The sequence below is a fragment of the Streptomyces sp. NPDC050439 genome (assembly GCF_040655335.1).
Lineage (GTDB): Bacteria > Actinomycetota > Actinomycetes > Streptomycetales > Streptomycetaceae > Streptomyces.
In genome coordinates, this window is the sequence record NZ_JBFAJT010000001.1 from 195740 (window position 1) to 221943 (window position 26204).

Sequence of the window (26204 nt, forward strand, 5' to 3'; positions counted from 1 at the left end):
GTTGGGCTACATCGCCCGGGCCAAGGACCGCGCGAGGTGGAACTGCCGCTCGGCCTCGGCCGGGTGGCCCGCCGCCGCGTAGGTGTGTCCGAGTCGGCGGCGGACCTCCATCTCCAGGGGTCTGCTGGTGTGCTCGGTGAGCGTGGCCAGTGCTTCTCGCTGGAGGGTGATGGCCAACGGCAGGTCTCCGTGGCCGTGTTCGGCTGCGCCGAGCAGGGACAGGCTCGTCGCGCGCAGTTGCAGGTCGCCGACTTCCTGGGCCAGGTCCGCCGCACGTCGCGCAAGGTCTTTGACCTCGGAGTGCCGTCCGAGTGCTAGGTGGGCCTCGGCAGTGAAGCACAGGGTTTTGCTGATCATTCTGGGGCGGCCGATCTTCTCGGCGAAGGTGAGGGAGGTGGCGTAGTACGTGAGCGCTTCCTCGTGGCGTCCCTGCTGGTCGTGGAGTGCACCGAGGTTGCAGCTCGACATCCCTGCCAGCCAGTCGTCGTCGAGCCGGGCCGCCTGCCCCATGACCTCGCTCAGGTGGGCGGCCGCCTGCGGGAAGCGGCCCAGCGCGCGTTCGGAGGCGCCCATGACGGCGGTCGCCCTGGCCTGTTCGCGCAGGTCGCCCTGGTGGCGGGCGAGGCGCAGCGCATCGGTGCACCAGGCGTGCGCCTGCTGGAAACGCCCCTGGTAGATGTCCGCGATGGCCAGGCAGTTTCGCAGGGATGAGGGCATCCGCCGGTCGTCTGCCAGGTCGGCGCCGGGCAGCGCGAGTTCCAGAGCCGAGCGGCACTCGTGGAAGCGGCCCTGGCGGACCAGCGGGTCGACCAGGGACTCGGCGATCCAGCAAGCATGGTCGAGCTGCTCGGTGGCCGCGGCGAAAGCGACCACGTCGAGCAGTTGGCCGCCCGCGGCCTCCAGCCATGCGTCGGCTTCCCGCCAGTCCGCGAAGGGTGCCTTCGAGACATCGGGGCCGGTCGGGTAGCCCTCCGGTCCCCAGTCGCTGGCGATCCGTCCGGCGGCCGTATAGAGGTGCAGTACGGCGGTGCGGTCGGCGGCGGCCTCCTCGGGTAGGGCGGCGGCGAGACGGCGCGTATGGTCGCGTACGAGATCGTGCAGCCGGTAGCGGCTGGGCCGTGGCTGCTGCAACAGGCTCGCGTCGACCAGGCGCTCCAAGAGGTCCTCGGTGTCCCGGAGCGAGTGGCCCAGCATGACGGCGGGGGTCAGTCCGTCGAACTCGGCGGTGGGTGCCTGGCTCAACGCGCGGAAGCAGCGGCGCAGTTCGGGGGCGAGCAGGTCGTAGGACATCCGGAAGGCGGTCTCGACGCTGCGGTCCTCCGCCTTGAGCTCGCCCAGGCGGCGCTGGTCGTCGGACATCCGGCCGACCAGGTGGGCCAGCGTCCAGGCCGGGCGGTTCTGCAGCCGGGCTCCGGCGATCCGCAGCGCCAGCGGGAGTCCGCCGCAGCGGTGGGCGAGTTCCTGCGCGGCCTTCGGTTCCTGTCCGGCGCGCTGCTCCCCGAGCAGGCGTGAGAGCAGGGTGACCGCCTCGCCCGTGTCCAGCGGCTCCACGGTGAGCCGCTGATCGGCGTCAAGGCCGGGCAGGCGCCGACGGCCGGCCACCAGGACCCGGCTGCCCGGCCCGGCGGGCAGCAACGGGCGCACCTGTTCGGCGCTGCCGGCGTCATCGACCACCACCAGCAGGCGCAAGGAGCTGGTGGCCGCCCGCCAGGCGGTGACCAACTCGCCCAGCCCGTCGGGGAGTTCGTCGTCGGCACCGTTGACGGCGCGGAGCAGCTGGTGCAGTGCGCGCTGCGGGCGCAGGCTCTCGTGGGGGGCGCCGTGCGTGTGCAGGTCCACGAACAGGCAACCGTCGGGGTATTGGTCCTGCAGCATCCAGGCGGCGCGCACCAGCAGTGCGGTCTTGCCGACGCCTGCCGTGCCGTCCACGACGGCCACGGACACGGAGCCGACCGGCGCCGGCGCGGTGAGCAGGGCGAGTTCCGTCTCCCGGCCTACGAGACAGGCGGTGTCGCCGGGGAGTTCGTTGCGGCGGGGCCGGGGCGTGGGAGCAGGCGGGGGCGGGGAAGGCTCGGGGGCCGGTGGGGCTGCGGCCGCCAGGGGCGGTGATTGCGGGGAGAGTGCGGCGCCAGGCGACGGGGCCCGGCCGAGCAGCAGCGGATCGTCCCGGCGCAGCACGCCCTGGTGCACGCGGCGCAGCTCCTCGCCCGGCTCCACGCCGAGCTCGTCGCGCAGCCGGTGGCGGGTTTCCTGGTACACGGCGAGCGCTTCGGCCTGCCGGCCGCTGCCGTACAACGCGCGCATACGCAGGGCGGCCAGCGGCTCGTCGTACGGCTGCGCCATGGGCGCGGCGAGCAACTCGTCCAGGGCCTCCGCATTGCGGCCCAGGAGCACCAGGCACTCCACCCGCTCCTGGTGGAGGGTGCGCCGCCGGCGGGCAAGACGCTGCCGCTCGGCGTCGGCGAGCGGGCCGGGCAGTCCGGCCAGCGGCTCCCCGCGGAACAGGCGCAGAGCCCGTACACAGCCGTCGAGTGCGCCGGCGAGGTCGCCCTCGGCTCTCGCCCCGCGTACGGCGGCGGTGTGTCGGTTCAACTCATGTACGTCCGTGTGGGCTTCGTCGGGTACGAAGCGGTATCCGCCGCGCTCGCCGCGGATCACGGATGCGGTGGGACCGGTGCCGGGCGCGTCCAGGGCCCTGCGCAGGGGGTAGACGTAACTGGGCAGAACCCGGCGGCCCGTGCCCGGCGGTTCAAGCCCCCATACGTCGTCCAGGAGTTGTTGATGGGTGACGAGCGTCCTCTCGCGCAGGATGAGGGCAGCCAGCACCGCCTGCCGCCGTACGGGACCCAGGTCGAGCGGCGTCTCGCCGCGGCAGGCGCCGACCGGGCCGAGCAGGGCGAGACGCAGCCGGTCGGCCGTGGCCTCCTCCGTACCCTTCGTGCCTGCGGCTGCTGTTCTGCCCACGCCTGCCGTGTCCGCTGTATCCGCCGTATCCGCAGTGTTCGCTCTGTTCGTGTCCACTCCGAACTCCCCCGTGCGTAGCGCAGTTCACCGCAGGTCCCCGTTTTCCCTGCGGCAGCCCGATCCTCTGCTTCAGCAGAATTTCATCGGCATTGCAGTGTCTCGCGAGAGGGTTCGGCGCGTCGTGTCCGGTCCCGGTCGATCCGTTCCGGCCTCTTCCCCTGGGACGGGTTGCCGCCTGCCCCGGGGGCATGAACCGTAGGAAAGCGAGCCGTTCAGTGAGTGAGAACCCGCAGGTGGGCCCCCGGCAGGGCTTCGGTGAGAGCCCCCAGGGACCCCGGCAGGCGCCGCCCCCGATGCCCGACCAGGCGCCGCCGCCCGTCCCGCCGCAGGTGCCGGGCGCGCCCTCGGCCTGGACGCAGCCGGTTCCGCCGGGCGGCCCCGGAGGTCCCGGCGGCTCGGGCCCGCGCGGCGGCCTTTCTCGCGTCTGGCTGATCGGTGGCGCCGCGGCGCTCGCCGTGGCCGTGGTCATCGGCGTCGTTGTCGCCACATCGGGGGACGACAAGAAGGACACCGCGTCGGGCAAGCCCGCCGGCGTACCGGGAGACGTCTCCAAACCTGAGGCACCGTCGGGGGGCAAGGCGTTCACCAAGGTGCCCAAGGGGTGCGAGCTGATCAAGGCGTCGACCATCGAGAAGATCGCGCCCGGAGGCAAGTGCACGCCGGGCCTGATGGACGAGAAGGATCTGCCCTCGATGATCACCAGGATGCCGGAATGGCAGCCGGACGACTACGGCGTCTACCAGAGCCTCGGGGTGAGCCTTACCGTCGGCGCGAGCGTCAAGGGCCAGTACGACATCAAGAAGAAGACGGCGCTCAGCGACCTCAACGGCATGCGGAAGGTGGAGGGTTCCCAGCCGGTGAGCGGGCTCGGCGACGAGTCTCTTGTCATCAACACCGTCGATGCCCAGGACGGGACGCTGGCCCAGGCAGAGGTGGTCGTCATGGAAGGCAACGCCGCGCTCAGCGTGGACTTCGTCTACAGCCGGGAATCCACCGACACCACGCCGAAGCAGGCCGAGGATGCCGCCATCGCCGCCGCCCGTGATGTGCTCGGCTCGCTGAGCTGACCGCCGCGGCCACGACATGCCCACACACCCCCACCAGGGCAGCGACCCGCGAGTCGCCCAGGCCGAACAGCCGGCACAAGCCGAACAGGCCGCACAGCCCGCACTGCCCGCTCAGCCCGCACACACCACCGTGCTCCAGCCTCCGGCCACGCCCACCCGGCCGGTCACCGACCTCCCGTATCCGCCCGGTCAGGTCCCTCGGCAGCGGAGCCCCGCCCGTATCGGCCCCTACGAGATCTTCCAGCTCCTCGGCGAGGGCGGCATGGGACGGGTGTTCCTGGCCCGATCGCCGGGCTCGCGGCTGGTCGCCCTGAAGGTCATCAGGCCCGAGTACGCCGAGGCGCCCGACTTCCGCGGTCGTTTCCGGCGCGAGGCCGAATCCGCTCGCCGCGTGAGCGGCTTCTTCACCCCGCCGGTGCTCGACGCGGACGCCGACGCACCGCAGCCCTGGCTGGCCACGGCCTACGTCCCCGCGCCGTCGCTGCACGACGCCGTGCGCGACTTCGGTGTACTGACCGAGGCCGGTCTGCGGGCCCTGGGCACCGGCCTCGCGGAGGCGCTGCTGGCCATTCACGACGCCGGCATCGTGCACCGGGACCTCAAGCCCGGCAACGTACTCATCGCCGATGACGGGCCCCGGGTCATCGACTTCGGCATCAGCAGAGCGGTGGACGCCACCCAGGTGACACGGACCGGCGCCGTGATGGGGACGCCCGGGTTCATGGCGCCCGAGCAGATCATGTCGAGTCGCGAGGCCGGGCCGGCGGCCGACCTCTTCTCCCTGGGCTGCGTGCTGGTCTTCGCGGCCACCGGACAGGGCCCCTTCGGTTCCGGAGGGGCGACCGAGGTCCTCTACCGGGTCGTCCATCACCAGCCCCAACTGGACGGCATTCCCTCGGCCTTGAGGCCACTGGTCAGTGCCTGCCTGGACAAGAACCCCACCCGCAGGCCGCCCGCCGCGTCGGTGCTGGCCGAGCTGGGGAGCGCCGATCCCGCCGCGCTGCTCACGCAGGGCCTGCGGCAGGACCTGGCGCGGCGGGAGGCGCACGCCGCCGTGCTGGTGTCGGCGCCACCCGTGCCCATGGCGTCCCTCGCGCCGCCCGACGACCCGTTCGCCACCGTCCCCCGGGTGCCCAGCCGCCGCAGGATCCTGTGGATCGCCGCGGCCGGCACCACCGTCGCGGCGGGCGGAGGAGCCGCGGCGCTGGCCGGGTGGCGCTCGCAGCCCGGCACCGCCCCGGCCCGCGCCGACGCGGGCACCACCGGCCGGCCCCGCCCCAAGGTCCCGGTCGGACCGAAGCCGAAGTGGACGGTCCCGCTGAAGAAGCTGTCGAGCGGACAACTCCACCTGCACGGCGATGTGTTGGTGCACTGGGAGCAGAGACGCGCGACCGCCTACGACACCACTACGGGCAAGGAACGCTGGGCGGGGTCGCTGCGCCTGCCCTCCGGCGTCTCGGGGGACCCGAAGTGGCTCGGCGTACGCGGGCCGACGCTGTTCGCCTCGGCCTGGAGCGGCGAGCGCGGCCATCTCTTCGGCGTCGACGCCGCGGGCGAGCAGAAGTTCACCCACACGGTCACCGAGCAGGATGACGGCGCCCAGTCCGCCGACTTCATCGAGAGCGTCCTGTCCGTCGCCGGTTCGGTGGCGATCGTGGGCACCAGTGGCCACGAGGGGTACGGGGTGCTCGCGGTCGATGTCGGCTCGGGTGAGGTGCTGTGGTCGCGCAAGGTCAAGGGCAGCGATTTCCAGGCGTACGCCGAGGGAAGCCGCTGCTTCCTCCAGGACAACGGCACACTCCATGGCCTTGCCCTGCGCTCGGGTACCGAACAGTGGAAAGTACGCGACGTCATCGAACCCGGCGCCTACCCCCACCTGTCCACCGACGGAAAGACCTTGCTCGTCACCAGCACCAAGGTGCAGGCCTTTGGCGCCGCCGACGGCGAGAAGCTGTGGACGGCCGTCAATGAGACGACCACCATCAGCGCGGCCAGGGTCCGCGGCGAGCAGGCCTATCTCTACGACGGCCAGGGCACGGTGTTCGCCCTGGACATGCGCAATGGCGAGCAGGTGTGGCACACCGCGAGCCCGGTGCACCTGACGACCACCGGCGGCGCACAGGACCAGGGGCCCGCCGTCTCCTCGTCCGTGCTGGCCATCGCCACCTGGGCCACCGGCGATGTCCCGGGGTTCGTCGTCCTGCGCGCCTCCGACGGCAAAGCGCTCTGGGCGCACCAGCCCTCAGACGGCAGGACCGGAGACAAAGCCGGTGCCAAAGACGGTGACGAGGCCGGCGACGAGGCCAGGGACAAGACCGAAGGCAAGAGCAACTGGCTGCTGCAGATCTCCGGCAACACGCTCTTCGCCGCATCCGAGACCACCCTCCACGCCTTCCGGAGCGACGCGCCGTGACCATGCCGCCCACACCGCCCATGCCGCCGTCCGCGCCGGTGCCGTCCGGGCCCACGCCGCCTCCGCAAGCCGCCTCCCCCGCCCCCTCCCCCGCCTCGGCCACGTACATCGGCCCCTACCGGGTGATCCGAGAGCTCGGTGCGGGCGGCATGGGCCGCGTCCACCTCGCCGCGTCACGCAGCGGTCGTGCGGTGGCCGTCAAGGTCGTACGTCCCGAACTGGCCGCCGACCCCGATTTCCGCCGCCGCTTCAAGGCCGAGGTCGACGCCGCCCGCGCGGTGTCCGGCGCCTTCACCGCGCCGGTCATCGACGCCGACCCCGAGGGGCCGCAGCCATGGCTGGCCACCGCGTACATCCCCGGCCCCTCGGTCACCGACGCCCTGGAGGCCCATGGCCCCATGCCGGAGCCCACCCTGCGGGTGCTCGGCGGCGGCCTCGCCGAAGCGCTGGCCGCCATCCACCGCGCCGGGCTCATCCACCGCGATCTCAAGCCGTCCAACATCCTGCTCACCCGCGACGGCCCCCGGGTCATCGATTTCGGCATCAGCCGGGCCGTCGACGGAACAGTGCTGACCACCGAGGGGCAGGTCGCGGGCTCGCCCGGCTTCATGTCGCCCGAACAGTCGCGAGGGGGCGAACTCACGCCCGCGAGCGACGTGTTCGCCTTCGGCTCCGTGCTCGCCTTCGCCGCCACCGGCCTCCCGCCCTTCGGCACCGGCGCGGCCCACGCCCTGCTTTACCGGGCCGCCTACGAAGAGCCGCAGCTGAACGGCGTGCCCCACGGCCTGCTCGGCATCGTCACCGCGTGCCTCGACAAGGACCCCGCCCGCCGCCCCACCGTCGCGCAGCTCCAGGCCTGGCTGCGCCCGGAGACCACCGCCGGCTGGCTCGGCGCGGTCGAGGCGCAGGTGACCGAGGACCAGCGCATGGTGCAGAGCGCGCTGCGTGGCCCGCTGCTCAGCCGTCGCCGCGTGCTGACCGGTGGCGCCGTACTCGCCGTGACCGCGGCAGCGGGCGGCACCGCCTGGTTCCTCCGCTCCCGCGGCGAGAACGGCGAGGGAGCAGTGACCGCCCCCACCCTCGACTGGACCAAGGAGCTCCCGCTGCCCGGCATGTCGCTGCGCGCGGCGACCCGCTCCACGCTGCTGTGCACCGAGAAGACCACCGGTGCCTGCTTCGACCGCAGCACCGGCAAGCTCCTGTGGAAGGACCTCGGCGGCCAGAACACAGCCGCCCTCCCGGACGACAAGCGCGTGTACACGGTGCGCACGGACGGCAAGGTGCACGCGTTCGACGGCCGCTCCGGCAAAAAGCTGTGGGACGCACCCCCGGACGGCGACGACACGGCCAAACTGGACTTCTCCGACGGCGAGTTGGTGCTGACCACCAGCGGCGGGCGCTTCCGGGCACTGGAGGCGTCCAGCGGTGAGGTGCGGTGGACCTCACGTGACGTGAAGGACGTCAGCATGATCATCGGCGCCACTCCGGCGGGCGCTCTGCTCGCCTGGGGCGGCGCGTCGAAAGTCAATCCGGCCGCGATGCTCCGGGGCTACTCCGCGCTCGACCGGAAGACGGGTGAACGTGTGTGGACGAGGGACCTCGTCACGCTCTACCCGCCGGACAAGAGCAAGGTGCTCTACGGGATCGACGCCGACATGAAGCTGCTGGCCCTGGATCCCGATGACGGCCGGACGCTCTGGAGCAAATCCACCGAACTCCCGCCGACCAACAGCGAGATCCTCGGCTTCTCCGGCTCCCTGAGCCTGCTCGGGGGCACCCTGTTCTGCTACCCGAGCACCGGCTTCAGCGGCTCGACCCGTGGCCTGCTCGCCGCCTTCGACCCGGCGTCGGGCAAGACCCTGTGGTCGGTACAGACCGCCGCCCGCGGCAACCGCGGCTACGCGCGCGCCGGGTCGACCGTCTGCCACCTGGACAAGAAGGTCCTGCACGGCCTCGACGCCAAGACCGGCGCCGAACGCTGGACCGCGGGAGCGGGCCTGGGCGACCTCGACCTGCTGGGTGCTCTGCGCGGCCTCTTCGTCGCCGCGGGCACCAAGGGCCTGTACGCCTTCCACGCCGACACCGGCAAGCGCATTTGGCACCACCGGGCCACCGGCGGCTCCGGCACGTGGTCCGCACAGACCATCGGCGACAACCTGTACGCCACGTGGTCCGGGAAACTCTTCCGCTTCTCGGTGCCCAAGGTGTAGCGAGTTCCGACCGGCACCGGGACTCCCGGCACCGGAAGGCCTCGTGCGGTTCCCGCAGTCGCCGGGAACCGCACGAGGCCTCTGTGGTTCGACAGGTCACCTGGTCCACGCGGTCAGCGCGGCATCCGCGTTGTTGGTGACACGAATCGGTACGGCTCCCCACCACCGCCGAACCGACTTGGTCTCACCGGGAGACAGCGGGAGCCACTCCGGGTCCGCGCCCAGGACCGTCTGCACCTCGGCCTCGCCGTACGACGAGCCGTCGTTGCGCACGGACAGCATCGTCGACCCGAAGAACCATGTCGGGAAGACGGTGCTGTCTCCGCGGCCGTTCAGCTGAACCGCGGCCGACCGTGTCTGCACCTGCGTTGCCGACCGGTCGGTGGCCGCGCCGTCCTCACGCGCCTCGGCCCCCGTCTCGCCGTCGGCACCCCGGCGGAAACCGGACACCCGACTGGAGTCGACCGCACCGGCCGTCAGGCCGATGGAACGAGCAACGCCCTCCACAAGACCCACCAGTGCGAGGTGAACTACGCCCTTGTTCATGAGTTCTCCTGTGCTGACTCAACCGCTCCCCCGAGCCGTTCTCGCCGGATGCGGCAAGGCCTCATGCTGGTGTGCCCGGCACGCCCGCTGCCTGAGGCCGTGGTCCTGACTTCGTCGGGAACACCGCACGATGGCATGGGACTTGAGGTGGGACGAAGCCGGATGACAGGCCGTGCGCCCTGCCAGACACTGGGGCCGTGCCCTCTCCACCGCGCCTGTCCGACGCGACCCTGCGCCGTACGGGCTGTGCGCTGGCCGGCGTCGCGCTGGCCTCCGCCGCGCTGACGCTCCATGTCGGGCGCGGGCTGCGCTTTCCCGCGCAGGCCGGTGAACAGCCGGTGCCGTACGCCCAGTTGGCGGGCGTCGTGATGGCGATTCCGGCAAGTGTCGTGCTGATCCTCGCGCGACCACGTAATCTCATCGGCTGGCTGCTGCTGGCGGTGCCGGTGTTCGGAACGGCCCAGGACCTCTGCTCCGTCTACGCCGTACGCGCACAGGCCAGACCGGGGGAACACTTGCCCTGGGGCGGCCTGGCCTATTCGCTGGGCAACTCACTGTGGGTACCGGCGCTCTGCATGCTGATCGTCCTGGTGGTGTTCTACCCGCGGGGGCGGCTGCCCGCCGCCAGGTGGCGCTGGGTGAATCGTGCCCTGGCCACCGGTGCGCTGTCGGCCGCCCTGGGCCTGGCCATGGCGCCACGGCCGGCAGCGGAGTACTACCGAGGTGCGGGCCCCGCGGTCGAGCTGCCTGCCACCTGGGCCGACACGTTGACGCAGGGCGGTGCGTTGCTGGCGACCGGGGCGACGGCGGTGGTGCTGGGCGGCGCCTGCGTGCGCGTACGGCGCGCACCGCGGCCGGAGCGGCAGCAACTGCTTTGGCTTCTCGTTGCGTTGGGGCTGTTGCTTGCCGTGTCGTTCGTTCCGGCATGGGGATGGCTGCTGCCGATGGCCCTGGGCCTGGTCTCGTTCGCGGTGTTGGTGGGGGTGTTGTGGTACCGGCTCCTTGGCATCGACCTCGTCCTGCGTCGCACGCTCCTGTACGGCGCACTCACCGCTGTGGTGCTGTTCATCTACGCCGTGGTCACCGCCCTGGTCGCCGTCGCCGTACCGACGGGCCCGGCCTCAGAGGTCGCGGCGGCGGCCGTGGTGGCCGCGCTGCTCACCCCGGTGCGTGACCGGCTCCAGAAAGGGGTGGATCGGCTCGTCTATGGTGCGCAGAACGATCCGTTGGGCCTGTTCCGGCGGCTGGGCAGCCACGTCTCCGCCGATCTGAGCGACGTACTGCCGGCCACGGTGGCCTCGGTCGCTTCCGCGGTGCGCGCCCCCTATGCCGCGCTCACCGCGACTGACGGAACCCTCTTGGCCGAGACGGGAACGAGGTCAGCACCGCCGACGGTACGACCGCTCATCGTGGCCGGCACCCGTATCGCCGACCTAGCCCTGTGCCCGGCCGATCCGGACGGGTTCCCGCCCGCCGACGCACGCATGATCGAGGCCCTGACGGCTCCCGTGGCGCTGATCGTCCACACCGACCGTCTCAACCGGGAGTTGCGGGCCGCCCGCCGACACGCCATGGACGTGTCCGCGGCCGAGCGGGCACGCCTCCGCGAGGACCTGCATGACGGCCTTGGGCCCTCACTCTCAGGTGTCGCCCTGGGCCTTGAGGCGGTGCAGACATCCGTCAGCGGCCAGGCGTCATCCCTGGAGGAACTCGTGCGCCGCCTGCGCGACGAGGTGGGGCGCGCGGTCGAAGAGGTACGGCGCGTCATCGATGCCCTGCGGCCATCGGCCCTGGACCTGCACGGTCTGGTGCCCGCTCTGCGCGAGCGGGCTCTGGTCCTGACCTTGGCGACCGGCGGGGATCTGCAGATCGATGTGGAGGCACCCGACACAGTCCCCCCGCTCCCGGACCCGGTGGAGTACGCGGCCTTCCGCATAGCCGAGGAGGCCCTGGCCAACGTGGTCAAGCATGCCGCGGCCACCCACTGTCTGGTCCGCCTCACCTTCGGCAAGGTCCTGACCCTCGAAGTGCACGACGACGGGCGTGGCCTGCACCCGGACCGGATGCGTGAGGGGAGGGTCGGGCTGGCCTCCATGCGCCGCCGTGCCGAGGAACTCAACGGCACCTTCCACATATCTGCCCGTCGGCGGGGCAACACGGTGCACGTCGAGCTCCCCGTCGACGGCGGAGCAACCCCTCAGCCCTGAGCGCGTGCGCGCGAAGTGCGGCTGGGGACAGGCACCCTGAGGCGCGCTTCCTGCATGGCGTCGTAGCGGCCCTGGGTGCGTGCCGCGAACCACAGCCCCAGGCGGCAGACGATCAAGGAGAGGAGCCCGCACAGGATGGGGACGTAGAGGTCCTCGGGGGTGCGCACGACCTGCCAGGGCGCAACGCTCTCCCAGTGCCGCAGCAACAGCTGATGGAACACCAGAACCGCGGTGGTGAAAAACATGACCGCGGCAGTGAGCGCCAGCACCGCCCGGGCCCGCAGCCGATGACCGACGGCCACCGCGATCAGGAACACGACCGGGATGAACACCGGCAGAGCCCGCAGCGCCACACGCCGGGCCACCGCCGAGGGGTCATCGGGGACCTCTCCGTTCAGATATCCCAGGCTGCCGATGCCCATCCAGGTGGTCAGCAGATAGGTCAGCCAGAACGCGGCCGTGGCCAGGACGACACTCAGCGCCACGGTGGTGGACGACGGGACGACATTGATACGCCTGCCCGCAATGGCGGCCGCATCCGAGAGCCCGGCCGCGGAAGCGCAGGCACGTTCCCCGTCATGCCGGGTGGACTGCTGGAAGAACAGCAGCCCCACGAGGGTGGTGGTCACTGCTCCGGCCGCATCAGCAACCTCGCCCGCACCGGCTCTGCGCAAGGCGATCGCGACGCCGGAGCCGGCGACCAACGGGATCAGGGCCGTGAAGGCCGCACCGACGCGCGAGCCCCGCTCGGCCGTGGAGTGCACTGAAGTCATGGCGGATTCCCCCGAGATCGTGCTGTTGCCGGCCGCGGACCGAGTAGGGGCGGCCGGAAATCCCTGCCGCGCTGTGGGCGCCCCGCTGCGACTGTCGGCGGGCCATCACGCCTGACATGGGATCGAGTCGCCGAGCATCCTGTACCACCCGGAGGTTGTCCGGCCTGAGGCTCTGGTCCCGGGCAGGCCATGAAAATTCCCGCAACAGTCGGGACACGCCACATGTCGTACGGGACACGCGGCGCAGCACACTGAGTGCATGGCCGCGCGGGCAGTCGCCTGGACCGTGGTGCTGTGCAGCACCACGGCGCTGGGGTGCGCCGTGTGGATCGTGACACTGCCCCGTTCCGAGCGGCTCGAGGACTTCGGGAATTTCGTGGGGATCGTCGGAGCCGCAGGACTGGAATGGGCCGTCGTAGGCGCGGCGTTGATCACCCTGCGGCCCCGCAACGTCCTGGGGTGGTTGTTTCTCGAGGCCGGGGCTCTGTCCGTGTTGCAAGTGATTCTGGCCGCGTACGGGGCCTACGGCGTCGTGGCGGCACGACCGGCTTGGCCTGCTTCGGCGTGGGCGGCGGCGGCCAGCACCGGATTGTGGATTCCCCCGGTTCTGGCCACACCCACGCTCGTGCTCGCCTTCTACCCGGACGGTCGCCTGCCGAGCCGATGGTGGCGATGGCCGGTCATCGGTGTGGCCGTGGCGATCGTCCTGCCCGTCCTGGTGATGCCGTTCGATCCGACCGCCTATGACGACGTCGCTCCCGGGCACACTCCGCCTGCCACCCTGCCGCCCCGGGTGCTGGCCCTCGTGATCGGCGGCCACTTCACGCTCCTGGTGGTGTCGACCCTGGTGATATGGGTGGGCACCCTGGTCCGCCTGGTGCATGCCAAGGCCCCCGAGCGGCAGCAGCTTGTGTGGTTCGTCTGCGCCGCGGGCCCGCTCCTCGCCTGCACCTACGTCGACCTACTGCCTCAGCAGGTGCTCGGCCTGTGCGTCGCGCTCATTCCGGTGGTGGTGGCGATCGGGGTGCTGCGCTACCGCATGCTGGGGATCGAGATCGTGCTGCGGCGTGGCCTCGTCTACGGAACCCTGACCGGGGCAGTGGTCGTCGTCTATCTGGCGGTCACGATTCTGGTCGGATCCGCCCTCGACGAGCGCCCGCTGCCCGGCGTACTGGCCGCGGCGCTGGTGGCGGTTTCGCTCACGCCGGCCCGGGACCGGCTGCAGGGCCTGGTGGACCGCCTGGTGTACGGCGCGCGCAAGGATCCGCTGCGCGCCATCGCGCAACTGGGCGATCAGGTCGCCGTCGCGGAGGAGTCGGATCTGTTACCCGCTGCTCTCCAGGCCGTCACCGACACCGTCAAGGCGCCCGCGGCCTCCGTGACGACCACGGACGGGCAGCGCATCGGCTCCACGGGCGACACGACGAAGACCGGCCCGGCCTTCCCCTTGCGGGTCGCGGGGCGCTTCGTCGGCACGTTGGTGGTGGCCGACCGGGCACCCACCGAGTCCTATGGCGACTCCGAGACCCGGCTGCTCGCCGCGCTGGCCCCGCAGGTGGCCGTCCTGGTGCGTGCACTGGAACTCACCGAAGCCCTGGAAATCGAGCGGGACCGAGTCATCGGCGCCACCCGCGCGGAACGCAACCGGCTCAGACACGACCTGCACGACGGGTTGGGGCCGTCCTTGTCCGGAATAGGGCTGGGACTGCAGGCCGCTCACGACACTCTGCGCACCGGCGACCATGCCTCCTGTGCCGCGCTGCTCACCCGCATCAGCCAAGAGGTCGCCGCGGCCGTCCTGGAGATCCGCAGAATCATCGACGGCCTGCGCCCTGCCGCACTGGATCGCATGAGCCTGGCCGATGCCGTCAGCCGCCACGCCAGAACCGTATCCAGCACCCTGCCCGTCGAGATGACCGTCGCCCACCTGGGCGAGCTGCGCCCCGAGGTGGAGACCGCCGCCTACCGGATCGTCACCGAGGCCATCACCAACACCGTGCGCCACGCGGATGCTCAACGCTGCCAGGTCGTGCTGGCCGCCCACGACGGTGCGCTGCACATCACCGTCACGGACGACGGTGCCGGCATCCCCCCGAACACACCGGCCGGCGTGGGCCTGTCCTCCATGCGCCGACGTGCCCAGGCCCTCGCCGGAACGCTGACCGTTCATTCCACGACGAGCGGCACCGTCCTGGCCGCCGACCTTCCCCTGGAGCCGTCATGACCCTCCCCTCCCCCGTCCGCGTGGTGTTCGCCGAGGACCATCCTGTGTTTCGGTACGGACTCACAGCCGCTCTCTCCACCAGCGACGAGGTCGAGGTCGTCGGAGAGGCGGCGCGGGGCGACGAGCTGCTGGCCGTCGTCGAGCGGACCACGCCCCACGTCGTGCTGACCGACCTGGCCATGCCCGGCCTCGATGGCGCGGCCGCCACCCGGGCGGTACTGGCCCGCCATCCCCACGTGGGTGTCCTTGTCCTGACGATGCACGAGGACGACGAGGCCCTGTTCGGCGCGCTGCGCGCGGGAGCACGCGGCTATCTCCTGAAAGGAGCCGACCGAACGGAAATCGTCCGGGCCATCCTGGCCGTAGCATCCGGCAACGCGGTCTACGGGGAAACCGTCGCCCAAAGGATCACCGCCTTCTTCACGGGCGCTCACCGGGACTACGCAGCCCAGATCTTCCCCGAACTCACCGAGCGGGAGCGGCAGGTCCTGGAACTCATCGCCACCGGCCTCGGCAACTACGAGATCGCACGGCGGCTCGTCCTCTCGGAAAAAACCGTCCGCAACTACGTCTCAGCCATCCTCGTCAAACTGGGCGTCACCAATCGGGCAGCCGCGGTCGCCAAAGCCCGCGACGCCGGACTGGGCGCCCCCGGTGGGTGATCGGGCGACCCGAGTCTCAACGCCCGAGTATCTGCCCGTAGTACAGCGCCCCCTGCAGCCCGAACAGCCGTGGTGTCAGCGCCTTGGAGCCGGCGCCTGCGCCGTTGGGCAGGGTCCAGACTCCGCCCGTGCTGAGGTTCTCTTCGTACTCCGCGCCGTACTCGTTGTAGACGCCGACCGTGACATCGCCGTCCCCGTCCCCGTCGTAGTCCCCGACCGCAAGCGCCGAGCCGAACTCGTCGTTGACCTCTGCCGCCCCCGGGACCCCGGCGGAGTCCTGGTGCCAGGCCGTCGACCTGGCGGTGCCCGAGGCGTCGAGCAGGCCGTCCGGGCCCGAGGTCAGCACGGTCGCCGAACCGGCCCGGTCCGCCGTCCCGATGGCCTCGGCGGGCGTGCCCGCCACCAGGTCGTCCCGGCCGTCTCCGTTGAGATCGCCCGCGGCCAGCTTGATGCCGAAGTTGTCCGCGTCCTCCGCCGTGCCCGCGACGCCCGGAGTGTCCTGGCTCAGGGTGTGGTTGCGGGTGCCGAAGCCCTCGGCGCCCCCGCCTCCGTAGAACACCCGCACCTTGCCGCCCTTGGCGAGTTCGTCGGAGCCGCAGGCTCCGGTGGGCCGGTCGGCCTCGGCGATGATCAGGCAGTGCCCGAGCGCCAGGTCGTCCACGCTGTCACCGTCGAAGTCGCCCGCGGCGATGCCGTAGCCGGTGGCCGGCGACTTCCAGTACTCCTGCAGCGCCGAGCCGTTCCAGCGCCACAGGGCAGTGCGCGAGTAGTCGTTGGAGTACGCGGAGATCGCCAGGTCGGTCTTGCCGTTCCCGTCGAAGTCCCCGGCCGCCAGCCTGCCCGAGGTGCCGCCGAAGCCGGTGCGGAGCAAGGACGTCAGCGGCTTGTCCTCGGTGAGCGGACCCGGTCGCAGCGCGACCTCGCCGAATTCCCCGTGGGGCAGGCCCACCGCCACGTCCACGGCACCGTCCTGGGTGAAGTCGCCCACGGCGAGCGAGTCCCCTGCGCCGCCGCCCGCCGAGCCCTGCGCGATCGTCCGGCCGCGCTCGAAGTCGCCGCTGGAGGAGCCGTACAGGACGACCACCGAGCCGTGGCCCGTGGCCGCCGGGTCGCTGCCGACGTCCTCGCCCGGCGCCCCGACGACGACGTCGGTGAAGCCGTCGTCGTCCACGTCGGACGTCGCCACGGCAGTGCCGAAGTGGTCGTTCTTCTCGCTGGTGCCGGGGACGCCCGGGCTGTTCTGGCTGACGGAAGTGGTGGAGGCGGCGGCCCCGCTCGATCCGCCGAAGAGCACGTGCAAATAGCCGGCCGACTTCTGGCCGTCGATGTCTCCTCGATATACGCCGACCACGGAGTCCGCGTACCCGTCACCGTTGAAGTCCGGCCCCTGGACGGCCGCCCTCGGCGCCGCGCCCGCGATGGGGGCGAGCCCTGCCGACACGAGGACGGTGGCGGCGCCGAGCAGGGCGGCCGAGAGTCTCTTACTGCGCACAGGCACTCCACATCGCAAGGTGAGAAGGTCAGTTCACGTGCTACGACGGCAAGCGGACTTACTGCCCAAGGACCTCGCCGTACTTGATGGCGCCATGAGGCAGCGCGAAGCCGAACGGGGTCAGCGACTTGCCCACCGGGTACGTCTCCTCGGTGCTGCTCGGCGCGAACCAGACACCACCCGACCGGGGCTCACCGGCGTTCTCACCGGGCGCGCTGACCGCGGTGTCCCACAGTCCGTCGCGGTTGTAGTCACCGACGGCCACCTGGGCGCCGAAGCGGTCGCCCGCCTCGGCCGTGCCGGGCATGTTCGCGGTGCTCTGGCTGCGGGCCAGACCGCCGTAGGGGCCGTGCTCCGTGCCGTTCAGGGTGACGTATCCGCCCGCGTCCTTCACGGTGCCCACGTCCTCGCCGGGCACGCCGACCACCAGTTCCGGACGGCTGTCGCCGTTGAGGTCACCGGCGGACAGCGCGGCGCCGAAGTCGTCGCCCTCCTCGGCGGTGCCGCCGACCTCGGGGTTGTCCTGCGTGATGCACTCGTTCTCGGTGCCGAACTCCGCGGTCTTCGAGCCCTTGAGCAGGAGCACCGCACCGCCGAGCCGGTTCTCGCAATGCGTGGTCTCCGTCTCGGGGTTGGGCTGCACGAGGCCGACCGCCAGGTCGTCCGTGCCGTCCCGGTCGAAGTCGGCGGCCGCCAGCGCGCTGCCGCGGTCGGCGTCGGCCCACCACTGGGCGGGCTCGCCCTGCTCGTCCCAGCGCGTGATGAAGGTGCCGGAGTCCTCCATGGCCTGCCAGGTGGTGGCGAGGTCGTCGCGGCCGTCGCCGTCGAAGTCGCCGGTGGCCAGGTCGTGGGTGCGGCCGCCCATGCTGTAGGTGCGCAAGGTGGTGGGGGTCACCGGGTCGGCGGTGAGCGGGCCCGGCCTGAACTGGAGCGAGCCGCGCTCCTCACCGCCGTTGTTGTACGCGAGGTCGGTGTCGCCGTCGCCGTCGTAGTCGCCGGTGGCGATGGTGCTGCCGATTTTGCTCCACTCGGATGTGCCCCTGGCCACGGTGGTGCCCTTGATGTTGAATTCCGAGTTGTCGAGCACGGTGATGGTGCCCTCGTCCTGGAGCTGCTCGGAGGTGAGGGACTCGCCGCTCGCGCCGACGACGAGCTCGAAGACGCCGTCGCCGTTCACGTCGACGGGCGCCACGGAGGAGCCGAAGCGGTCGCCCGCCTCGGGCGTGCCGGGTATGCCGGCCTCCGCCTGGCTGATGACGCCGGTGGACTGGCTCGGACTCTGCGGCCCGCCATAGATCACGCTGACGTAGCCGGCCTTGGCCTTGCCGTCCACCGTGGCATTGGGCATGCCGACAGCGATGTCCGCGTATCCGTCACCATTGAAGTCGAACCGCGGCGTCGTCGTGTCCGCCGCGGCGCTCCCGGCGAGCGGCAGGGTCAGTCCGGTGGCGGTGAGCGCCGCCACGACGGCGGTGGCGGCCAGGGTACGTACACGCACGGTGGAACTCCGTTGGTCAAAGGGAAAATAGGGAAATGGACAAGGCGAGGGAAGGGCTTGCGGGAGTGTGACTCATGAGGCGTACGAAGGGTTGTGCGAAGGTTGCGACTCTGTGAACGCGAGGTGCCGCAGGGCGAGTTGCTTCTCGAGGCACGCCGGGGTCGTGGGACGACGCCCGCCTTACGGGGGCCGCCCTACTCTTGGCTGATGCACGCACGCCGTATCGACCGCCCCGCCGACCTCGACGTCGTCCGGAACTCCTATGACCAGGTGGCCGACAACTACGCCCACCTGGTGGCAACGACAGGCATGGGCGACATCCGCCGCCATCCCTGGCTCAAGGCCTCGATCGACGCCTTCGCCGACACCGTGGGCGACCTCGGCCCTGTCCTGGACGTCGGCTGCGGCCCCGGCACGGTGACCGGCTACCTCGCCGAACGCGGACTCGACATATCCGGCGTGGACCTCTCCCCTCGCATGATCGAAAACGCGCGCCGGCTGTATCCGCAGTGCCGCTTCAGCGTCGCCTCCGCCACCGAGCTCGACCTCGACGAGGAATCCCTGGGCGGCGTCCTCGGATGGTGGTCACTGTTCAATCTCCCCCGTGCCGTCCTCCCGCAGGTCCTGGCCCTCTTCGCACGCGCCCTGAAGCCGGGCGGACACTTCATCACCGCCACCCACGTCGGCGACCAGGACGCGGAGCGCACCGAGGCGTACGGAGGGGTACCCGTTCGCTGGACCACGCACCAGTGGCGTCCGGAACAGCTCATCGACCTGATCGTCCAGGCCGGGCTGCGGCCCGTCGCCGAACTTCGCCTTCCCGCGGACGAGCAGACCGGCCCGGGCGTGGTCGTCATGGCCACACGTCCCACTGCCACACGTCCCGCCTGACCTGGGGGTCGAGGTGATCAGCCGATCCGGGAACATCCAGTCCGGTCGGCGCGGTTGCATGGACTACGCATTCCTATAAAACAGCACGTATTCCTACCGAAGGACTGTTTCATGATTGACCGGCCCCTGACGCTCATGGCAGTACACGCCCACCCCGATGACGAAGCCACCAGCACCGGAGGGGTCCTTGCTCGGTACGCGGCAGAGGGCATCAGAACAGTCCTCGTGACGTGTACCGACGGCGGTTGCGGTGATGGACCGGGAGGTATCAAGCCGGGCGACCCCGGTCACGATCCGGCGGCCGTCGCCCGGATGCGACGCAAGGAACTCGAGGAGAGCTGTGACGTCCTGAAGATCAGCGATCTGGAGATGCTGGACTACGCCGACTCCGGAATGGTGGGCTGGCCGAGCAATGAGGCCCCCGGATCCTTCTGGCAGACCCCCGTGGAGACAGGGGCCGCCCGGCTCGCGGAGCTCATGCGGCACTACCGGCCCGACGTGGTCGTCACCTACGACGAGAACGGCTTCTACGGCCACCCCGACCACATCCAGGCCCACCGCATCACGATGGCAGCCCTGGAGATGATCACGCTGACACCGAAGGTGTACTGGACGACGATGCCCCGCTCGGCGATGCAGCGCTTCGGGGAGACGATGCGCGAGTTCGGCGAGGACATGCCGGAGCCGGATCCCGCCGAGGCCGCTGCGCTGGCCGAGATCGGCCTCCCCGACGATGAGATCACCACGTGGGTGGACACCACCGCGTTCAGCGGGCAGAAGTTCGATGCGCTGGCCGCGCACGCCAGTCAGGGCGAGAACATCTTCTTCCTCAAGATGGGCAAGGAGAAGTTCGGCGAGCTGATGGGCATGGAGACCTTCGTACGCGTCAAGGACACCACCAACGCCGCCGTACCCGAGACGGATCTCTTCGCCGGCCTGCGCTGACCACGGTCAGCGGATGAGCGTGGGCCAGGGTGCGTCGGTTTCGACGGCGGCGGTGTAGTCGATGCCGGGAACAGAAAAGCCGTAGAGGCGGCGGACCTCGTCGCGGAACCAGTCGAGGTCGGCGAGTTCCGTGATGGTGTCGCTGGTGGCGGCGCCCCAGCGTTCGGCGACGGCGCGCTGCACGGCGGGGTCGAGTTCCCAGGTGTCCAGGCGGACCCGGCCCTCGCCATCCAGGTCGAGGGGGCGGGCTCCGGCCAACTGGTCCCACAACTCCACCAGTTGACCGATCGGCGCCACCATGGAATCCCCCAGGACGCCCCGCAGCAGGCCGACGTACAGAGCGATGCCCGGAATGGCGGTCGAGGACTGAGTGACGGCAGCGGCATTGACCGACGTCACGGCCCGGCCGCCAAGCGTCTTGCCGAGGCGCTCGTCCAACGTGCGCGCGGTGGCTTCCAGGTGGGACTTCGCCGCCCCGATGGTGCCCTGCCGGTAGATCGCCGCGGTGAGGGGCGAGCCGATGTAGGACAGGGCGGCAGTAGTAAAGCCGTCGGCGAGCAGGGACCGGTCGGCCAGGAACGTGATCCACCGTTCCCAGTCGGTGCCGCCCATCACGGCCACGGCCTGTTCGATGTCGTCGTCCTCGGCCGGTGCGGTGGTGACCTCTTTCACCTCCGGGGCACCGTTCTCGTCGAAGACGAGGGTCTTGGTGGTGTGCGGCGAGCCGATCGGCTTGAGGACAGAGGCGTACGTCTTGCCGGTGTCGGGGTCGGTGCGGCGAGGCGCGGCCACCGAGTAGATCAGGAAGTCGAGTCGCCCCCCGAACCGCTCCGCGAGGAGGTCAGCCACCTCCTCCTTCACCGGGTCGCTGAACGCGTCGCCGTTGACGAAGACCATGTCCCGGCCATGCTGTTGGGCGAGCCGGGCGGTCGCGGCGGTGCGATACCAGCCCGCGGTGCCGGTACGCCGCCCGGGCTCCTTCTCCAGGCATACGCCGATGCCACGGATCCCGACACGGGCCAGGCCCGCGACCGTAGCCGCCAGGCCGTACCCGGCGGACGAGCCGATGACCAGAGCCACCGGCCCTTCGTCCCCGTCGGGGGCCGGGGCAGGGACGGCCTGCCACATCTCGTCCACCAGTTGCCGACAGCCGGCAGGGTGGGAATCGAGGAACAAGAAGCCCCGGCTCTTGGGCGCAATGACGCGTTCGCTCACAGTGTGGTCCCCCTGGTGTCGTCAGTGTCGCCGGTGTCGTCACGGACAAGGTCACGGCGGCCACCTGGCTGCCGCGTGCTGCAAGTCTGCGGCCGTGCGGCGGAACGGGGTGATCTTGACCGGCACAACGATGCACAGCCGAGCTTGGAGGGTTCCACCAGCTCTGCCCTCGAAGAAATCCACTGCCCTGTCGGAGTGGTGCTTCCGTAGGATCACGCCATGACTGCAGATGCCCCACTCACCCGGGAGTCGTTCCGGCGCCTCCATCCGATCAGCACGCCCCGGCAGGTGACCCAGTTGCCGGAACGGGTCTGGACCGACGAGGAGTGGGACCGGATCCGGCACGGATACCGAGCCCAGGACATGGACCAGAAGTGGAACGTCTTCATGGAGGACAACGTCCTCTTCATGCACCGGAGTTGGACCGGCCACGGGGTCTATGCGGCAACCTTTGCCCTCACAACCGGGGGGAGGCGAATTGCCTCTGCTGTGGTGGAGGCCGACCGAGAGCGCTACCGGAGAGTGGGCGACGAGTACGACTGCCTGATGCTGGAACTGATCATCAGTGCGATCGTCCTGGGTGAGCCGGCGGCCGATCTCCGAGCCGGGCTGGTGGAGTTGTCTGCTCGGGCTTCAGGTAAGAGTGACATCTCTTCGGGCGTGGTGCAGCACAGCGTTCTTGGGTTGCGCTCGGGTTCATAGGATCTGCTACGCAAGGCCGCCGTTGCTCATCAGCAGCTGGCCGTTGATCCATTCGCCTTCCCGGGAGCACAGGAAGTCCACCAGGTGCGCGGTGTCCTGCGGGGTGCCCAAGCGGCCGAGCGGGGCGCTGCGCACGCAGTCCTCCCGTACGTCCTCGGGCATCCAACCGGTGTCGATCGGCCCTGGGTTGATGGCGTTGGCTGTCACGCCGAGGTGGGCGAGTTCGTGGGCGGCGGCCAGCGTGATGCGGTCCAGGGCGCCCTTGCTCGCCCCGTAGGGCAGGTTGCCGACGGTGTGATCACTGGTGAGGCTGATGATCCGGCCGGTTCCCCGCTCGGCGGCGAAGCGGCGCCCGAACTCGCGGATGAGCAGCCAAGGGGCGCGTGCGTTGACGGCGAAGTGGCGGTCGAAACTCTCGACGCTGGTGTCGAGCAGCCCGGAGTCGACCGACTCGCAGTGGCTCATCACCAGCGCGGTGACCTTGCCCATCCGCTGCTCGACCTCGTCGAAAACGCGTGCCGGGGTATCCGGGTCGGCCAGATCCGCCTCGATCGCGGTGGTGGACGCTCCGTGCTCGGCCAGAGTGCGCCTGATCGCCTCGGTCGCTCCTGGCTCGCTGCCCCAGCTCATGCGGGCGTCGTACGGACTCCAGTAGGTGAAGGCGATGTCCCAGCCCGACGCGGCCAGCCGACGGGCGATGCCCGCACCGATACCGACGGTGCGGCCCACCCCGGTGATCAGGGCGAGCGGGCGGTCCGCCGGGGCGTCCTGTCCGTGGGTGGGGTGGTCATGATCGATGTTCGTCGTCACGGTCCCGAATGCTTCACGAACGGCACCGCAGCGTCAATCGTTTTCTTGCGACCTCATCGTTCATCGTTCATCGTTCACGGCTGGAAGTACTCCGACATCAACTGGCTCACCCATTCCGGCTGCTTGATGTCCACCGGGCGGAACTCCACCATCGTCGGCTTCAGATCGATGACCGGGGTGCCGGAGACCGCGTCGAGCCCAACCACCTTAAGTTCGCGTCCCTTTACCGACTCGATGACGCAGCACGTCATCCCGATGCGGTTGGGTCGGCGGGGGCCGCGGCCGGCGAAGACACCTACGGGCGGAAGGTCGGAGCGACCGCGGTAGGGGCGCGGCTCGCGGTAGTCGTCGCGTTCCGGGAACTGGTCGAAGACGAAGAGGACCTCTACGTGGGAGAAACCTTCCAGGCCCTGGAGACAAGCCTCGCCGAAGCGTTCGTCGACGGTGATCGTGCTGCGGACGGCGCCCCAGTTGTCCGTGTGCTGGATGTCCATACGGTCGTTCCGGACCGTACCTATCGGTGTGATCTCGAAGCGTGGCATGGCACGTTTCTACCGCTTCGCCAAAGCTGTGCCCAGATCGAGTACCCATCACTACTTGCGGAGGCTCGCGATCCTCTGAGCCACGGCGAGATGTCTGAGCCCCATGGCAAGCTCTGCCACCATGGAAATGCGGCAGTTCTGGAACCTGATCGACCAAGCACGCCAGCAAGTACCCGACCCGGAAGATGCCGACGCCATCGCCCAAGAGGCCACCACCCTGCTGGCAACCCGCCCTCCGCACGCGATCGTTGACGCCTACCGTGCCGTGGCCCAACTCCTCGCCGACTCCTACCGGGCCCCACTCTGGGCCGCCGCCTACATGATCAACGGCGGATGTTCCGACGACGGCTTCGACTACTTCCGCGGCTGGCTGATCATGCAGGGCCGCACAGTATTCGAGCAGGTTGTGGCCGATCCCGACACGCTGGCCGACAACCCCACCGTCCGCGACGCCGCACCCGAGGGCTACGAGCTTGAGTGCGAGGACGCCCTCGGCATCGGCTGGCAAGCGCATCTGGCCGCCACGGAGCAAGAAATTCCCGACACCGTATCCACGACGCGCTACCCCGTCCTCGATCCGGCCTGGGACTTCGACTTCGACGACAGCGACGAACTCGCCCGCCGACTGCCCCGCTTGGCCACGCTGTACGCGTACTGACCACCGGCAATGATCATCCGTGCGAAGGACAACGATCTATCCGGCGATCGGTTCGCCGCAGCTCAGCTCTACCAAGACAGGAGCCCCCATGTCCGAGCAGCAGAACCCGCGTATCTCCATGTCCGCCGAGGAGATCGAAGCAGTCCACCTCGTCGCCCCGCCCAAGCTCAACGGCCAGGTCACCCTGCGAGACCACGATCCGCGCTGGCCTGAGGTCTTCGAATGGGAAGCCGCGCGGATACGTGAACGCCTCAGCCGGCTTGAGCACCGGATCGAGCATGTCGGCTCCACTTCCGTGCCGGGTCTTCCCGCCAAGCCGGTCATCGACATGCTTCTGATCGTCCCGGATTCCGGCGCCGACGCCTCATATGTGCCTGCACTGGAGGTTCTCGGTTTCGAGCTCGTCATACGCGAGCCCGATTGGTACGAGCACCGGCTCTTGCGCAAGTACGACCTTGACCCGAGTGCCGCCACGGCCAACCTGCACGTCCTGTCGGCGGGCTGCCCTGAGGTCGACCGCATGCTGCTCTTCCGTGATCGACTGCGCAAGCACAGCGGCGACCGCAAGCTGTACGCCGACACCAAGCGCTTCCTGTCCCAGCAGGAGTGGGAGTACGTGCAGAACTACGCGGACGCCAAGTCCGAGGTGGTCGCAGACATCATGGAACGGGCTACCGCCGACTCCGAAGATGCCGGCACATGAGCTCCACTCCGCGCGGAGCATTGCGCTGCGCAGACGGGCAGGGCCCGGACCACGCGTCGTGGTCCGGGCCCTGCCCTATGCTGTGCCGCCCAGCGGCGGCGGTGCGTCAGCTCTGTGCGGTGTCGTCGTCCGTCTGCCCGGCGCCCTCGGCGGCCTGAGTCTTCTCGCGCATCTTGCGCACGAGCTCCGCCTTCTGGTCGGCGGCACCCTTGCGGTCGAGGTTGCGGTGCGGGCCGTTGTTCTGCCGCTCGGCGCGGGACAGCTTCTTGCGCTTGCCGCCGCCCATGCCCACGGGGTTGTTGATGTTCTTGCTCACGGGTTCTCCCGGGTGATGTGAAGTGATCTACGGATTCATCGGTGGGGGACGGGCGCGGCGACATCGGAGGACGTCAGCAGGGGCCCATCACGCTCTCACTCGTAAATCGGCGTCTGGAAGAACATGACCTAGACGTTACCCGGTTCCGGCGGCCCCGCACACCAATTTTTGCGCCGACCGGCGTCAACCGGGCCTTCGGTGAGCGTCTGCGGCCGGCCGTCCCCCGGGTGTGATGGGGTGGCCGGACTCCGCCGCCGATCTGCCAGGAGACCGTAGTGACGTCTTCGTACCCTTCGTACCCGTCCCTGACCCGCGCCTTGGCCGAGGCCTTGATCGACGTCCTGCGGTTCATCGACGGCAGCGAAGACGAGCAGGTGGATCCGGATGACGCGGTCAAGGTGCTTGAGGGCGTCGCCCACGTGGTCAGCACGCTGCCCGATGATCAGCGCCGAGAGCTGATCGACCTGGTCGGCGAAATGACAGTTGCCGAGACCGACCCGGCCCGCCGCGAGTTCCTGGCAGCGTTCCCGGAGGGCTTTGGGTTGATCGACGACGCGGGCGTCTAGTGCTGCGTCCAGTGTCAGCGGGAGCAGGCGGCCGCCCTGGAGCAGCGGAGGGAATGCACCCCCCTGCCAGCGCGGAGTAAACGATCACTCCGCCGGTTTGGAGTTCTTCCGCTCCTTGGCGTTGAAGCGCGCCTTCTTCTGGCGATTCCCGCACGTGTTCATGTCACACCATCTGCGGGTGCGGCTCTGACTGGTGTCGAAGAAGGCGGCCTGGCAGGTCGGTGACGCGCACAGGGCCAGCTTTCCGTCTCGTTCGCCCGCGAGGATGCTGACCGCGTCGGCGGCGATCACGCTGAGGGCATCTTCGACGCGAGAAGCCGAGCTGAGCTGCCACCGCCGCTTGCCCTCGGGCGTCAAGATGGCCGCGGCCCGCCCTAGTGCGCTGCAGTCGTTGATGACTTGGACAGCAGATGCAGGCAGAGGGTCCTGGAGCGCGGCCGCCGTTGCGGCGGCGTGAATCGACTCCCGCAATTTCCGGGCGAGTTCGAGCTGGGCAGTGGTGCAGGAGTTCACGGCCAGCCCGCTCACTGCCAGCCAGTCGACGAGTCGGTGCGGCGCGGGAATCCGCTCCACGGGGTCGCCGCGGCGCTCCGTCAAAGTCGCGGTGAAGCTGGTCGCCAGGACCCTACCGAGGCGGAAGTCAGGGAACTCGACGCGCATGGAACCACCTTAGCAGGTTGCGCCCAAACCTTACGGACTGCTAGAACCGTCTAAGCCGGTTCACTTCAGATGTCGCCGGA

At 70.0% G+C, this 26204-nt stretch carries 22 protein-coding genes; 12 read left to right on the top strand and 10 right to left on the bottom strand.

Translation table 11 applies throughout. The features are described 5' to 3' along the window. Positions 1 to 6 precede the first annotated feature (6 nt). Complete coding sequence (locus tag AB0I66_RS00970) at positions 7 to 2964, bottom strand: BTAD domain-containing putative transcriptional regulator (protein ID WP_363205531.1); 2958 nt, start codon at positions 2962 to 2964, stop codon at positions 7 to 9. 275 nt (positions 2965 to 3239) lie between these two features. On the opposite strand from AB0I66_RS00970, the gene AB0I66_RS00975 reads away from it, so the two are divergent. From AB0I66_RS00975 to AB0I66_RS00985, 3 genes are read left to right on the top strand one after another with little or no spacing between them, the layout of a single operon-like run. After that, positions 3240 to 4091, top strand: a complete 852-nt coding sequence (locus tag AB0I66_RS00975) for a hypothetical protein (protein ID WP_363205532.1) — start codon at positions 3240 to 3242, stop codon at positions 4089 to 4091. Positions 4092 to 4107: 16 nt separating this feature from the next. Next, the gene (locus AB0I66_RS00980) at positions 4108 to 6504 is read left to right on the top strand and encodes a PQQ-binding-like beta-propeller repeat protein (RefSeq protein ID WP_363205533.1); all 2397 of its coding nucleotides are present in this window, start codon (positions 4108 to 4110) and stop codon (positions 6502 to 6504) included. 2 nt (positions 6505 to 6506) lie between these two features. Beyond that, positions 6507 to 8714, top strand: coding sequence for a PQQ-binding-like beta-propeller repeat protein (locus tag AB0I66_RS00985; protein WP_363206637.1), 2208 nt, complete (start codon positions 6507 to 6509; stop codon positions 8712 to 8714). Between the two features lie 96 nt (positions 8715 to 8810). Here AB0I66_RS00985 and AB0I66_RS00990 read toward each other — a convergent pair whose 3' ends face one another. Further along, a complete protein-coding gene (locus tag AB0I66_RS00990; RefSeq protein ID WP_363205534.1) occupies positions 8811 to 9260 on the bottom strand; it encodes a hypothetical protein in 450 nt (149 codons plus the stop codon). A gap of 197 nt (positions 9261 to 9457) precedes the next feature. Here AB0I66_RS00990 and AB0I66_RS00995 point away from each other — a divergent pair, with 197 nt between their 5' ends. Continuing rightward, positions 9458 to 11467, top strand: a complete 2010-nt coding sequence (locus AB0I66_RS00995; RefSeq protein ID WP_363205535.1) for a sensor histidine kinase — start codon at positions 9458 to 9460, stop codon at positions 11465 to 11467. Here the strand turns inward: AB0I66_RS00995 and AB0I66_RS01000 are convergent. Beyond that, entirely contained in the window at positions 11458 to 12240 is a 783-nt protein-coding gene (locus tag AB0I66_RS01000; RefSeq protein ID WP_363205536.1) for a hypothetical protein, read from the bottom strand. The genes AB0I66_RS00995 and AB0I66_RS01000 overlap by 10 nt on opposite strands. Before the next feature lie 259 nt (positions 12241 to 12499). Between AB0I66_RS01000 and AB0I66_RS01005 the strand changes: the two genes are divergently transcribed. Continuing rightward, on the top strand, positions 12500 to 14464 hold the full coding sequence (locus tag AB0I66_RS01005; protein ID WP_363205537.1) for a sensor histidine kinase: 1965 nt from the start codon (positions 12500 to 12502) through the stop codon (positions 14462 to 14464). Further along, positions 14461 to 15126 carry a response regulator transcription factor gene (locus AB0I66_RS01010; RefSeq protein ID WP_363205538.1) on the top strand — a complete coding sequence of 222 codons (666 nt, stop codon included), beginning with the start codon at positions 14461 to 14463 and terminating at the stop codon, positions 15124 to 15126. The genes AB0I66_RS01005 and AB0I66_RS01010 overlap by 4 nt, the downstream gene beginning before the upstream one ends. Before the next feature lie 16 nt (positions 15127 to 15142). Here the strand turns inward: AB0I66_RS01010 and AB0I66_RS01015 are convergent, their stop codons facing one another. Together AB0I66_RS01015 and AB0I66_RS01020 are read right to left on the bottom strand one after the other, a co-directional pair. Then, positions 15143 to 16618, bottom strand: coding sequence for an FG-GAP-like repeat-containing protein (locus tag AB0I66_RS01015; RefSeq protein WP_363205539.1), 1476 nt, complete (start codon positions 16616 to 16618; stop codon positions 15143 to 15145). Between the two features lie 58 nt (positions 16619 to 16676). Then, positions 16677 to 18116: an FG-GAP and VCBS repeat-containing protein gene (locus tag AB0I66_RS01020; RefSeq protein WP_363205540.1), complete on the bottom strand. Its 1440-nt coding sequence runs from the start codon at positions 18114 to 18116 to the stop codon at positions 16677 to 16679. Positions 18117 to 18323: 207 nt separating this feature from the next. On the opposite strand from AB0I66_RS01020, the gene AB0I66_RS01025 reads away from it, so the two are divergent. After that, entirely contained in the window at positions 18324 to 19007 is a 684-nt protein-coding gene (locus AB0I66_RS01025; RefSeq protein WP_363205541.1) for a class I SAM-dependent methyltransferase, read from the top strand. A 111-nt stretch (positions 19008 to 19118) separates the two neighbouring features. After that, positions 19119 to 19952 carry a PIG-L family deacetylase gene (locus tag AB0I66_RS01030; protein ID WP_363205542.1) on the top strand — a complete coding sequence of 278 codons (834 nt, stop codon included), beginning with the start codon at positions 19119 to 19121 and terminating at the stop codon, positions 19950 to 19952. A gap of 6 nt (positions 19953 to 19958) precedes the next feature. Here the strand turns inward: AB0I66_RS01030 and fabV are convergent, their stop codons facing one another. Next, complete coding sequence (gene fabV, locus AB0I66_RS01035; RefSeq protein ID WP_363205543.1) at positions 19959 to 21167, bottom strand: enoyl-[acyl-carrier-protein] reductase FabV; 1209 nt, start codon at positions 21165 to 21167, stop codon at positions 19959 to 19961. Positions 21168 to 21386: 219 nt separating this feature from the next. Between fabV and AB0I66_RS01040 the strand changes: the two genes are divergently transcribed. Beyond that, positions 21387 to 21869: a hypothetical protein gene (locus tag AB0I66_RS01040; protein WP_363205544.1), complete on the top strand. Its 483-nt coding sequence runs from the start codon at positions 21387 to 21389 to the stop codon at positions 21867 to 21869. 6 nt (positions 21870 to 21875) lie between these two features. Here the strand turns inward: AB0I66_RS01040 and AB0I66_RS01045 are convergent, their stop codons facing one another. Together AB0I66_RS01045 and AB0I66_RS01050 are read right to left on the bottom strand one after the other, a co-directional pair. Beyond that, complete coding sequence (locus AB0I66_RS01045) at positions 21876 to 22679, bottom strand: SDR family oxidoreductase (protein ID WP_363205545.1); 804 nt, start codon at positions 22677 to 22679, stop codon at positions 21876 to 21878. 74 nt (positions 22680 to 22753) lie between these two features. Next, complete coding sequence (locus tag AB0I66_RS01050) at positions 22754 to 23221, bottom strand: SAM-dependent methyltransferase (RefSeq protein WP_363205546.1); 468 nt, start codon at positions 23219 to 23221, stop codon at positions 22754 to 22756. A gap of 103 nt (positions 23222 to 23324) precedes the next feature. Here AB0I66_RS01050 and AB0I66_RS01055 point away from each other — a divergent pair, with 103 nt between their 5' ends. Together AB0I66_RS01055 and AB0I66_RS01060 are read left to right on the top strand one after the other, a co-directional pair. Then, a complete protein-coding gene (locus AB0I66_RS01055; RefSeq protein WP_363205547.1) occupies positions 23325 to 23879 on the top strand; it encodes a DUF4240 domain-containing protein in 555 nt (184 codons plus the stop codon). Positions 23880 to 23967: 88 nt separating this feature from the next. Further along, complete coding sequence (locus AB0I66_RS01060; RefSeq protein ID WP_363205548.1) at positions 23968 to 24582, top strand: GrpB family protein; 615 nt, start codon at positions 23968 to 23970, stop codon at positions 24580 to 24582. Positions 24583 to 24688: 106 nt separating this feature from the next. Here AB0I66_RS01060 and AB0I66_RS01065 read toward each other — a convergent pair whose 3' ends face one another. Continuing rightward, positions 24689 to 24898, bottom strand: coding sequence for a DUF6243 family protein (locus AB0I66_RS01065; protein WP_363205549.1), 210 nt, complete (start codon positions 24896 to 24898; stop codon positions 24689 to 24691). 275 nt (positions 24899 to 25173) lie between these two features. Here AB0I66_RS01065 and AB0I66_RS01070 point away from each other — a divergent pair, with 275 nt between their 5' ends. Continuing rightward, positions 25174 to 25464 carry a hypothetical protein gene (locus tag AB0I66_RS01070; RefSeq protein ID WP_363205550.1) on the top strand — a complete coding sequence of 97 codons (291 nt, stop codon included), beginning with the start codon at positions 25174 to 25176 and terminating at the stop codon, positions 25462 to 25464. 84 nt (positions 25465 to 25548) lie between these two features. Here the strand turns inward: AB0I66_RS01070 and AB0I66_RS01075 are convergent, their stop codons facing one another. Beyond that, positions 25549 to 26124: a CGNR zinc finger domain-containing protein gene (locus tag AB0I66_RS01075; protein ID WP_363205551.1), complete on the bottom strand. Its 576-nt coding sequence runs from the start codon at positions 26122 to 26124 to the stop codon at positions 25549 to 25551. Positions 26125 to 26204: the final 80 nt, after the last annotated feature.

What these genes read in the sequence shown, in the direction of transcription:
- AB0I66_RS00980 (WP_363205533.1), top strand. Translation starts at nt 4,108, where the DNA reads ATGCCCACACACCCCCACCAGGGCAGCGACCCGCGAGTCGCCCAGGCC.
- AB0I66_RS00985 (WP_363206637.1), top strand. Translation starts at nt 6,507, where the DNA reads ATGCCGCCCACACCGCCCATGCCGCCGTCCGCGCCGGTGCCGTCCGGG.
- AB0I66_RS00990 (WP_363205534.1), bottom strand. Translation starts at nt 9,260, where the DNA reads ATGAACAAGGGCGTAGTTCACCTCGCACTGGTGGGTCTTGTGGAGGGC.
- AB0I66_RS01000 (WP_363205536.1), bottom strand. Translation starts at nt 12,240, where the DNA reads ATGACTTCAGTGCACTCCACGGCCGAGCGGGGCTCGCGCGTCGGTGCG.
- AB0I66_RS01005 (WP_363205537.1), top strand. Translation starts at nt 12,500, where the DNA reads ATGGCCGCGCGGGCAGTCGCCTGGACCGTGGTGCTGTGCAGCACCACG.
- AB0I66_RS01010 (WP_363205538.1), top strand. Translation starts at nt 14,461, where the DNA reads ATGACCCTCCCCTCCCCCGTCCGCGTGGTGTTCGCCGAGGACCATCCT.
- AB0I66_RS01025 (WP_363205541.1), top strand. Translation starts at nt 18,324, where the DNA reads ATGCACGCACGCCGTATCGACCGCCCCGCCGACCTCGACGTCGTCCGG.
- AB0I66_RS01030 (WP_363205542.1), top strand. Translation starts at nt 19,119, where the DNA reads ATGATTGACCGGCCCCTGACGCTCATGGCAGTACACGCCCACCCCGAT.
- AB0I66_RS01040 (WP_363205544.1), top strand. Translation starts at nt 21,387, where the DNA reads ATGACTGCAGATGCCCCACTCACCCGGGAGTCGTTCCGGCGCCTCCAT.
- AB0I66_RS01050 (WP_363205546.1), bottom strand. Translation starts at nt 23,221, where the DNA reads ATGCCACGCTTCGAGATCACACCGATAGGTACGGTCCGGAACGACCGT.
- AB0I66_RS01055 (WP_363205547.1), top strand. Translation starts at nt 23,325, where the DNA reads ATGGCAAGCTCTGCCACCATGGAAATGCGGCAGTTCTGGAACCTGATC.
- AB0I66_RS01060 (WP_363205548.1), top strand. Translation starts at nt 23,968, where the DNA reads ATGTCCGAGCAGCAGAACCCGCGTATCTCCATGTCCGCCGAGGAGATC.
- AB0I66_RS01075 (WP_363205551.1), bottom strand. Translation starts at nt 26,124, where the DNA reads ATGCGCGTCGAGTTCCCTGACTTCCGCCTCGGTAGGGTCCTGGCGACC.